Annotated in this window: 9 protein-coding genes; 1 reads left to right on the top strand and 8 read right to left on the bottom strand. The window is 56.0% G+C overall.

All coding sequences use genetic code 11. The features are described 5' to 3' along the window. Nucleotides 1-1,542, top strand: a complete 1,542-nt coding sequence (locus tag FKP33_RS02665) for a Ppx/GppA phosphatase family protein (RefSeq protein ID WP_127608746.1) — start codon at nucleotides 1-3, stop codon at nucleotides 1,540-1,542. Here the strand turns inward: FKP33_RS02665 and FKP33_RS02670 are convergent. The 8 genes from FKP33_RS02670 to FKP33_RS28035 all read right to left on the bottom strand — a co-directional run bounded on the left by FKP33_RS02670 (nucleotide 1,508) and on the right by FKP33_RS28035 (nucleotide 9,040). Further along, complete coding sequence (locus FKP33_RS02670; protein ID WP_141333875.1) at nucleotides 1,508-3,598, bottom strand: RNA degradosome polyphosphate kinase; 2,091 nt, start codon at nucleotides 3,596-3,598, stop codon at nucleotides 1,508-1,510. The two genes, FKP33_RS02665 and FKP33_RS02670, sit on opposite strands and share 35 nt — an antisense overlap. Before the next feature lie 130 nt (nucleotides 3,599-3,728). Beyond that, nucleotides 3,729-4,136 carry an acyl-CoA thioesterase gene (locus tag FKP33_RS02675; protein WP_230876343.1) on the bottom strand — a complete coding sequence of 136 codons (408 nt, stop codon included), beginning with the start codon at nucleotides 4,134-4,136 and terminating at the stop codon, nucleotides 3,729-3,731. A 96-nt stretch (nucleotides 4,137-4,232) separates the two neighbouring features. Next, complete coding sequence (gene pyk, locus FKP33_RS02680; RefSeq protein ID WP_054797440.1) at nucleotides 4,233-5,993, bottom strand: pyruvate kinase; 1,761 nt, start codon at nucleotides 5,991-5,993, stop codon at nucleotides 4,233-4,235. Then, on the bottom strand, nucleotides 5,986-6,960 hold the full coding sequence (gene accA, locus FKP33_RS02685) for an acetyl-CoA carboxylase carboxyl transferase subunit alpha (protein WP_127608748.1): 975 nt from the start codon (nucleotides 6,958-6,960) through the stop codon (nucleotides 5,986-5,988). The genes pyk and accA overlap by 8 nt, the downstream gene beginning before the upstream one ends. Further along, a complete protein-coding gene (accD, locus tag FKP33_RS02690; protein WP_054797439.1) occupies nucleotides 6,950-7,876 on the bottom strand; it encodes an acetyl-CoA carboxylase, carboxyltransferase subunit beta in 927 nt (308 codons plus the stop codon). The genes accA and accD overlap by 11 nt, the downstream gene beginning before the upstream one ends. Nucleotides 7,877-7,943: 67 nt before the next feature. After that, nucleotides 7,944-8,135, bottom strand: a complete 192-nt coding sequence (locus tag FKP33_RS02695; RefSeq protein ID WP_054797438.1) for a hypothetical protein — start codon at nucleotides 8,133-8,135, stop codon at nucleotides 7,944-7,946. Nucleotides 8,136-8,269: 134 nt separating this feature from the next. Next, a complete protein-coding gene (locus FKP33_RS02700) occupies nucleotides 8,270-8,755 on the bottom strand; it encodes a phosphatidylglycerophosphatase A family protein (protein ID WP_127608749.1) in 486 nt (161 codons plus the stop codon). A gap of 108 nt (nucleotides 8,756-8,863) precedes the next feature. Next, complete coding sequence (locus FKP33_RS28035) at nucleotides 8,864-9,040, bottom strand: hypothetical protein (RefSeq protein WP_373423822.1); 177 nt, start codon at nucleotides 9,038-9,040, stop codon at nucleotides 8,864-8,866. Nucleotide 9,041: the final 1 nt, after the last annotated feature.

The following is a 9,041-nucleotide window of genomic DNA, read 5'->3' on the forward strand; positions in this document are numbered from 1 at the left end:
ATGAGCAGCAGCCGAAGAATCGGCATCATCGACATCGGTTCCAACTCCATTCGCCTCGCCATTTACGAACTGCTGGCCGCCGGCGGCTACCGCGTCGTCAGCGAGTTCAAGGAATCGGCCCGCTTAAGCGGCCGAATCGGAGCCGACGGTTCGTTACCTCCTGCCGAAATTCAAGCGACCGCACAAATTCTGAAGCATTTCAAACGTATTTGCGAGAAGCACGAAGTGTCCGAATTCCGCGCCGCGGCCACGGCGGCCATCCGCAATGCATCCAATTCGGAGGAGATCGTGGAGACGCTTCGCCAAGAAAGCGGTTTTCCCATCGAGATCATGTCCGGCGAGGACGAAGCGAGGATCGGCTTTCTCGGCATGATTCGAACGATGGACGTGGAAGACGGGTTTCTTGTCGATATCGGGGGCGGCAGCACGGAGGTCAGCTTATTCCGTAACCGCCAGCTCCAGCATAGCGTCTCCTTTCCTTTCGGGGCCGTTAACACGACGCGTAAATTCGCAACGGACGGCGAATTCCAAGAGGAGCAGCTGCTCGGGATTCGCCAAATGGTCGAGCAGGCGCTCGCCGGCGAGCCTTGGATCAAGGAAGCGCCGGGGCTCCCCTTGATCGGCCTCGGCGGCGGCGTGAGGACCTTAAGCAAAATCAGTCAGCGCAGGCGTAAATATTCGTTTCTGCAAACGCACAATTACACGGTGACGGCCGACGAAATGGACGAGCTCGCCTCCTGGCTGCCGAGCCTGCCCGCCGAAAAGCGCAAGAAAGTCGACGGGCTAGCCAAAGACCGACACGACATCATCGTGCCCGGATTGCTCATCCTGCAGACGGTATTCCGGGCGGTGAACGCTTCGCATTACGTGGTCAGCGGCGCCGGGTTGCGCGACGGCCTTTTCTTCGAATCGTTCGCGCCGGGTGACGGGACAGACCGGCAGGTCGCGGAGATCAGCTCGGACAACCTGCTCGCCCTCCATCCGACCGCGCCGGAAGCCCACATTCGGCAGGTGTGCGCGAACGCGCTTCGGCTGTACGATGCCTTGGCGGATGCGGGATCGCATGGTTATTGCCCGCGGATCAGGCTTGTCCTGAAAATCGCAGCCAAGCTGTACCGGATCGGCGCTTCGCTGCAGTATTATCAATACCAGAAGCACTCGTTTCATATGATCGCCCATACGCGGATCGACGGCTTGAGCCACCGCGAGATGCTCTTATGCGCCCTGATCGCTTCATTCAAGGCCAAGAGCCGCACACAGCAAGCCATGGCGCCTTACAAGGACATTCTGCTGGAGACAGACCTGGAGCTCATCTGCAAGCTTGGCGTCCTCCTGCAGCTTGCCATTGCGCTCGACGTCAGCGAAACGCAGGCGATCGAGGTCATGACCGCGTTCACCGAAGGAACCACGCTCCACCTTAAGGTGCGGACAAAGCACGACCCCTCTGCGGAATACAGAGAGGTCGAAGGCCACCAAAAAGATTTTAAAAAGGCTTGGGGCATTCAGCTTAACCTTCATGAGCTGTCGTTTTCCAAGAACTGATGCGCATCGCTTCGAATTGACTCCGCAGCGGTTCATCGTCGCCTGCGGTTACACGCTCGTAAAGCCCGTTCGGCTGCAGCTGGCGGGCTTTGACGTTATCCCGTAAGTTGAGCTGCAAAATATTGATCAGCGACTGCTGGATGTCCTTATCGAACACCGGGCACATCAGTTCGACGCGGCGCGTCAGGTTGCGGGTCATCCAGTCCGCACTGGCGATATAAACTTCAGGCTCCCCTTCGTTCTCGAAGTAGAAGATCCGGGAATGCTCGAGAAACCGGTCCACGATGCTGCGCACCGTGATGTGCTCGCTCAGGCCCGGCACGCCCGGACGCAAGCAGCAGACGCCCCGTACGATCAAATCGATCTTCACGCCTGCTTGCGACGCTTGGTATAACTCGTCAACCATCTGCTGATTCGACAGCGAGTTAAATTTCGCGATGATGCGGGCCGGTTTCCCTTCCGCGGCGTGTTTCGCTTCCCGGCGAATTTTCTCGAACAGCTTATCCATCATATCCGTCGGAGCGACGCCGAACGCTTTCCAGTTATGCGGCGCCGAGTAACCGGTCACCTCGTTGAACAGCGCCGACGCGTCCTCGCCGATCACCTTGTGCGAGGTGAACAAGCCGACGTCGGTGTACAGCTTCGCCGTATTATCGTTGTAGTTGCCCGTTCCGACGTGCACGTACCGGTGCAGTCCATCCTGCTCCTGGCGGACGACGAGCGTAATTTTGGCGTGCGTCTTTAAGCCGATCAGACCGTACACGACATGGCAGCCCGATTGCTCCAGCATCCGCGCCCAGGCGATGTTGCGCTCCTCGTCAAAACGCGCCTTCAGCTCGACGACAACCGTCACCTGCTTGCCGGATTCGGCCGCCCGGGCCAGCGCTTGAATGAGCGGCGAGTTGCCGCTGACGCGATATAATGTCATCTTGATTGCGAGCACCTGCGGATCGTAGGCCGCTTGGCAAATGAAATCGGTCACCGCATCGAACGATTCGTACGGGTGATATACGAGCACGTCGCGCTGCCGCAGCTTGGCGAACAGATCTTCGATATCATCCAGCTCGGCCGGGTACACCGACTCAATCGGTTTATACCGCAAATGATCGTAGCCCTTCAGCGAGCCTGTCAGTTTCATTAAATACGTCAAATCAATCGGTCCGTCGATCTCGAAGACGTTGTCCGTAATCTCGAACTCCTCCGTTAACTGCTTCAGCGCATAGGGATGCATCCCTTTCTGCACCTCGAGGCGTACCGGGTCTCCCCAGCGGCGGCGGCGCAGCTGGTTCTCGATTTCCTCCAGCAAATCCTCGGCGCCTTCCTCATTCAAGGTCAAATCGGCGTTGCGCGTTAACCGGAACGCTTGTACCGATACCGCGGTATACCCGCTGAAGAGCGTATGGATGTGCTGCTCGATCAGCTCTTCGATCAAAATAAACTCGTGCTTCTTGCTGTTGGCGCGAGCCGGCACCTCAATAAACCGCATCAGGTTCGAAGGCACCTGCAAAATGGCGAAATAAGGCTCGTCCTCCGGGTCGTCCCCTTCCTTCATCAGCACGACGGCCAAATAAACGGCTTGCGTACGGACGAGCGGAAACGGCCGGGCTTGGTCGACCGCCATCGGGGTTAATACCGGAAATACGATCTCATGATAATACGCATCCATCGCCTTGCGCTGTGTGACCGTCAAGTCTTCGTAATCAGCGATATAAATGCCTTCTTTACCGAGCAGACGCAAGATTTCGCGGTATGTACGGTATTGCTCGGACACCATTTTCGACGAGCGTTTCATAATACGCTTGAACAATCCCGCCGGCGTATAGCCGGTGAAATCTTTTTTCGTATACCCCGCTTTAATCTGGTCCTTGATACCCGCCACGCGAACGCTCATAAACTCGTCCAAGTTGGAGGAAACGATCGATAAGAACTTCACACGCTCCAGGAGAGGCGTCGTCGGGTCCTGAGCTTCCTCCATGACCCGCCAGTTAAACTCCGCCCAGCTCAGATCTCGGTTCAAGTAATGATTCGCCGCTTCTCGGGAAGTCGTCTCCTTCATCGGATACCCATCCTCCATGCCCTTACTTTGTCATCTACCGTTCTACTTCATTCATCGTAATTCGACATTGTTAAAAGAAAATAGGTCTTTTGTAAATTTTATGTTAACGTTACTGAAAAATATGCTGTTTTTACATATGGCTGCCGATTAAAGCATACAAGTCCGGCGCTTCGCGGTCAATTCGCGTCGGCTTCCAATCCCGGTTCACCCATACATGACGCGTGCTTCCGGTGACGAGCAGCTCTTCGCCGCGCTTCACCTCATAAGCAAAATCGAGACGCAGATGGGTAAACGCCGTCACCCGCGTATAAATCGTCACCGTATCATCGTATTTGGCCGGCTGCTTGAATTTAAGGTCCGCTTCGATCAACGGCAGCAGCAAGCCGCGCGCCTCGAGGGTTTGGTATGGCATGCCCAGAGAGCGAATCATCTCCGTGCGGCCGACTTCAAACCACGTCAAATAGTTGGCATGGTACACGACGCCCATTTGATCCGTCTCCTGATAGCGTACGCGGAATTCACAACTAAACCCATTCATGCCCTCACCCTCCATCCGTCTCATTCACATTGAGGTGCTGCCACAACGAAAAGAGCGAAACCGATATTCGATTTCGCTCGCTCCATGTTCATATAATTACAAAACCCGCGCGCGGCCGGAGTAGATAACCCCGACTTCCGGGTAAATCGAAACTTCCGTACCGTCTTTCAAAATTTGCAGCGCATTCTCGACGCCGACGATCACCGGCTTGCCCAGGCTGATGCCGACAACCGCCGCGTGCGACGTAATACCGCCCGTTTCGGTAATAACCGCGGCTGCCTTCCCGAAGGCCGGCATGTAGTCCCGGTCCGTCGTCGGCGTAATCAAAATGCAGCCCTCTGTCGCTTTCGCATTCGCCTCATCCGCGCTGCTCGCGGTGATGACTTTGCCGGTTGCGATTTGCGTCCCGATGCCTTGACCCTTGGCGATCATCTCGCCGATCTGGTGCACTTTAATCAAGTTCGTCGTTCCGGAGCGGCCAACCGGAACGCCCGCTGTGATGACGACGATATCGCCCAGGCTCACGTATCCCGCTCTCACGCTCGTATCGACGGCCAGTTCGAACAATTGGTCGGTCGACGTGCACGACTCGCCCTTCAACGGCACGACGCCCCATACGAGCGACAGGCGGCGCAGTACACGCTCGTCCGGCGTAACCGCGATGACCGGCGCTTTCGGCCGGTACTTGGACACCATACGCGCCGTATAACCGCTCTCGGTCGCCGTAAGGATCGCGCGCGCATCCAGATCGAGCGCGGAGTTAGCAACCGCTTGGCTGATCGCTTCGGTTACGGTCGTTTGCTGCGCATTGCTTTGGCGGATGAAAATTTCGCGGTGCTCCAGCGCCGCCTCCGCACGCTCGGCGATGCGCGCCATCGTCAGCACGGACTCGACCGGATATTTCCCGGCCGCCGTCTCGCCGGACAGCATCACCGCGTCGGTGCCGTCGAAAATCGCGTTCGCGACGTCGCTCGCTTCCGCACGCGTCGGACGGGGGTTGCGCTGCATCGAGTCGAGCATCATCGTCGCAGTGATGACCGGCTTGCCCGCTTGGTTACACTTCTTGATCATCGCCTTCTGTACGATCGGCACGTCTTCGGCCGGAATTTCCACGCCGAGGTCGCCGCGCGCAACCATCAGGCCGTCGGACACCTCCAGAATTTCGTCGAGGTTCTCGACGCCTTCCTGGTTTTCGATTTTCGAAATGATTTGAATATGGGTCGCGTTGTGGCGCTCCAAAATTTCACGGATTTCGATCACGTCGCTCGCCTTCCGCACGAAAGAAGCTGCGATGAAATCGACGCCCTGCTGAATGCCGAACACGATATCGTTCGCGTCTTTCTCTGTAATCCCCGGCAGGTTGATTTTCACGCCCGGCACGTTAACGCCTTTCTTGCCGCCCAGCAATCCGCCGTTCTTGATGCGGCATACGATATCGGTGCCTCGGATGTCTTCGACCGTCAACCCGATCAAGCCGTCGTCAATCAGGATGGTGGAGCCGATCTTCACGTCTTTGTACAAATCCCGATACGTGATGTACACGCGCTGTGCGTCGCCTACGATTTCTTCGGTCGTGAGCGTGATCAGCTGGTCCTGCACAAGCTCAACCTTCTGGTCGTCTTTCAGCTTGCCTGTACGGATTTCCGGCCCTTTGGTATCGAGCAGAATGGCAATGTCGCTTCTACCCAGCTCTTGGCACGCCTGACGCACGTTCTTGATCCGGTTGCCGTGCTCCTCGAAGTCGCCGTGAGAGAAGTTGAGACGGGCGACGTTCATTCCCGCTCCGATTAATTTCTTAAACATATCCAGCGATTCGCTCACCGGGCCGATCGTACATACAATTTTCGTTCTACGCATGGTTTCCCTCCTGGATGGTCGTAAAGCGTCCTATCTGTCTAAACTTTCGATAACGGTCTTCCACAAGCTCTTCCTCGTTCAGCTTGAGCAATTCCTGCAAATGCCTCCACAACGTTTGCTTGATCGCCTCGGCCTGCATGACAACGTCCCGATGGGCGCCGCCTTTCGGTTCCGGGATGATCTCATCAATCACGTCCAGCTTCAGAATTTCGTCGGCCGTAATTTTCATCGCTTCGGCCGCCTCCATTGATTTCGAAGCGTCTTTATACAAAATCGAGGCCGCCCCTTCCGGACTGATGACCGAATAGATGGCGTTCTCGAGCATAAACACACGGTTGCCGACCCCGAGCGCAAGCGCTCCGCCGCTGCCGCCTTCACCGATGACGACACACAGGATCGGCACGCGCATCGAAGCCATTTCAAGCAAATTGCGCGCGATCGCTTCCCCTTGGCCGCGCTCTTCGGCGGCGTTGCCCGGGTAAGCTCCCTTCGTATCGATAAAGGTAATAATCGGCCGCTTGAACTTATCGGCTTGTCTCATCATACGCAGCGCTTTACGGAAGCCCTCCGGATGCGGACTGCCAAAGTGACGGGCGATGTTGTCCTTGGTGTCTTTCCCTTTCTGATGACCGACCACCGTTACGGGAATGCCGTTGAAACGGGCAATGCCGCCTACTATGGCAAGGTCGTCGCCATAGAGACGGTCACCGTGAAGTTCGATGAAGTCGGTAAACAAATGCTGGATGTAATCCAGCGTCGTCGGCCGCTGCGCGTGGCGGGCGACCTGCATTTTTTGCCGGGTCGACATGCTGGCGTACAGCTCGGCCTCGAGCTCCGCAAGACGATGCTCCAAGCGGGCAATTTCTTCAGAGAAATCGATCTGCTTATCCCGGCTGAATTTGCGCAGCTCCTCGATTTTGGCGCGAAGCTCCACAAGCGGCTGCTCAAAGGGCATTTCACTTGCCATTCGCGACTTCCTCCTTTACGGTATGCATGCTAAGAAGCTTGGCCAGCATGCTGCGCAAATCTTTGCGGTGCGCCACCAAGTCCACTTGTCCATGTTTCAGGTTGAATTCCGACGTCTGGAAATTGTCCGGAAGCTTCTGACGAATCGTCTGCTCGATGACACGCCGTCCCGTAAAACCGAAAGCCGCTCCAGGCTCGGCGATGATATAATCGCCGAGCATCGCGAAGCTCGCCGATACGCCGCCGAACGTCGGATCGGTAATGACCGATATGTAAAGTCCGCCCCGCTCGTTCAGCTTGGACAATGCCGCGCTCGTCTTGGCCATCTGCATCAAGCTTAGAATGCTCTCCTGCATCCGCGCGCCGCCCGATGTCGAGAAGATGATGACCGGCCGCTGATGCTCCATCGCGTACTCAATCGCTCTCGTTACTTTCTCCCCGACGACCGAGCCGAGCGAACCGCCCATAAAGTCGAAGCTCATCGCCGCCACGACTACCGGATGTCCGCCGATCCGGCCCTCGCCCGTGATCACCGCATCCTGCATACCGGTGGATTCCATCGCCTTGCTGTATTTACTCGCATAATCCGGAAACTGGAGCGGATCGACCGACACGATCTCACTGTCGAACTCGGTAAACTCGCCGTCGTCCATCGTCATCTGAATGCGCTCCACCGCATTCAGCCTGTAATGGTAATCGCACGACGAACACACCTTCAAGTTTTTATCCAGCTCTTTGTTGTATTGAATCGTACCACACTGCGGGCACTTATTCATCAATCCTTCGGGAATTTCGCGTCTCGGCCGTTCTTCGGGCACGTCGATGCCCCCGTCGAGCGGGAGCTTGACACTAGGCCTGTCCGCCGAAGGAACCGTGGCATACTTCCTTTTCTTCTGAAACAAGTCTTTGAATTGCACGACTACACCTCGCCTTACCGTTGTTGGACTTGTCCGTGCTTGCCGCCAGCTGCCTTGGACGTGCTGGTTAAGATCTATGCAAAATGGTATTCAGCACCTCTTGTACTTCTTCCAATTCGCCTTCGGGAACTAAAATTTCAAATTGATTTTTGGTCATATTAATAGCCCGAACTTGTACCAGAAAGCCTTCTTCCGTTAGCTTTTGCTTGATTCTATCAGCAATTTTCGCGGTTGGAGCGATATAGATCACGGTCCACATGAAACAAGACCTCCCGAACATAATGGAATAATGATATCATAACTCCACTTTTTCCCGCAACCGAGGTTGTGACGCTGCAAGTGGGGCTTGTCCCTGCGAAAATGCCGGAAAACGGGCAAAAAACGATTCGCCCGTTACGTTTGTCCATCCAATTCGTCTTGATGCTTATGCGCGATACGGGCCGAAGCGGCGGCCGCAAGACCTGCCACCAAGTCGTCCAGGAAGACGTGAATGCTCGTCGAATGATCGTTCAAATCCCGGATAATGCCGTTTTTTTTCTTATCCAAGTACCCGAAGCTCGTCAAACCGATCATGCCGTACACATGCACGATGCCAAGCGCCAGCGTTTCGTCGACGCCGTAGAGCGACTCGTCCTGTTCCATCAGCTGCTGCAGCGGATCGGGCAGCAGCTTCTGCTCGGCCAGCTCGTCGAGCGCGATACCGGTGTACAGCACATACTGCACCTCGCGCTTGGCCAGCACGGCCAGCACGCTTTCGATGCAAGCCTCCTTGGACAATGCCGGGTTATACGGAACCTGCAGCTCGTGCACGATATCGGCGATCCGATCGACGGTCACCCCGCGCTTTTCCAACCATTCCACGATAGGTAGATGCGACATAACAACAACGCCTCCTTCGATACATTCGTAACACACGGGCAGCCTGCAAGCGGCACAGCAGCGCAGGTTGCAGCTTGGGTTACTAAATGTATGCGAAGAAGGCGATCATTATTTCACCTTTACACTTTGTTCACCTAACAACTCTTCGATTCGTGAGAAAAGGGCCGGAGACGGCTTCACGTTATATTCGCCGGAGAGACCGAGCGTTTTTTGCGTCTTCTCGTAATAGAGGACGACCGGCACCGGGCCGTGATGCTCGGCGATCAGCCGCTTCAGCGCCGCCAGC

The sequence above is a fragment of the Paenibacillus sp. tmac-D7 genome, from assembly GCF_006519665.1.
Lineage (GTDB): Bacteria > Bacillota > Bacilli > Paenibacillales > NBRC-103111 > Paenibacillus_G > Paenibacillus_G validus.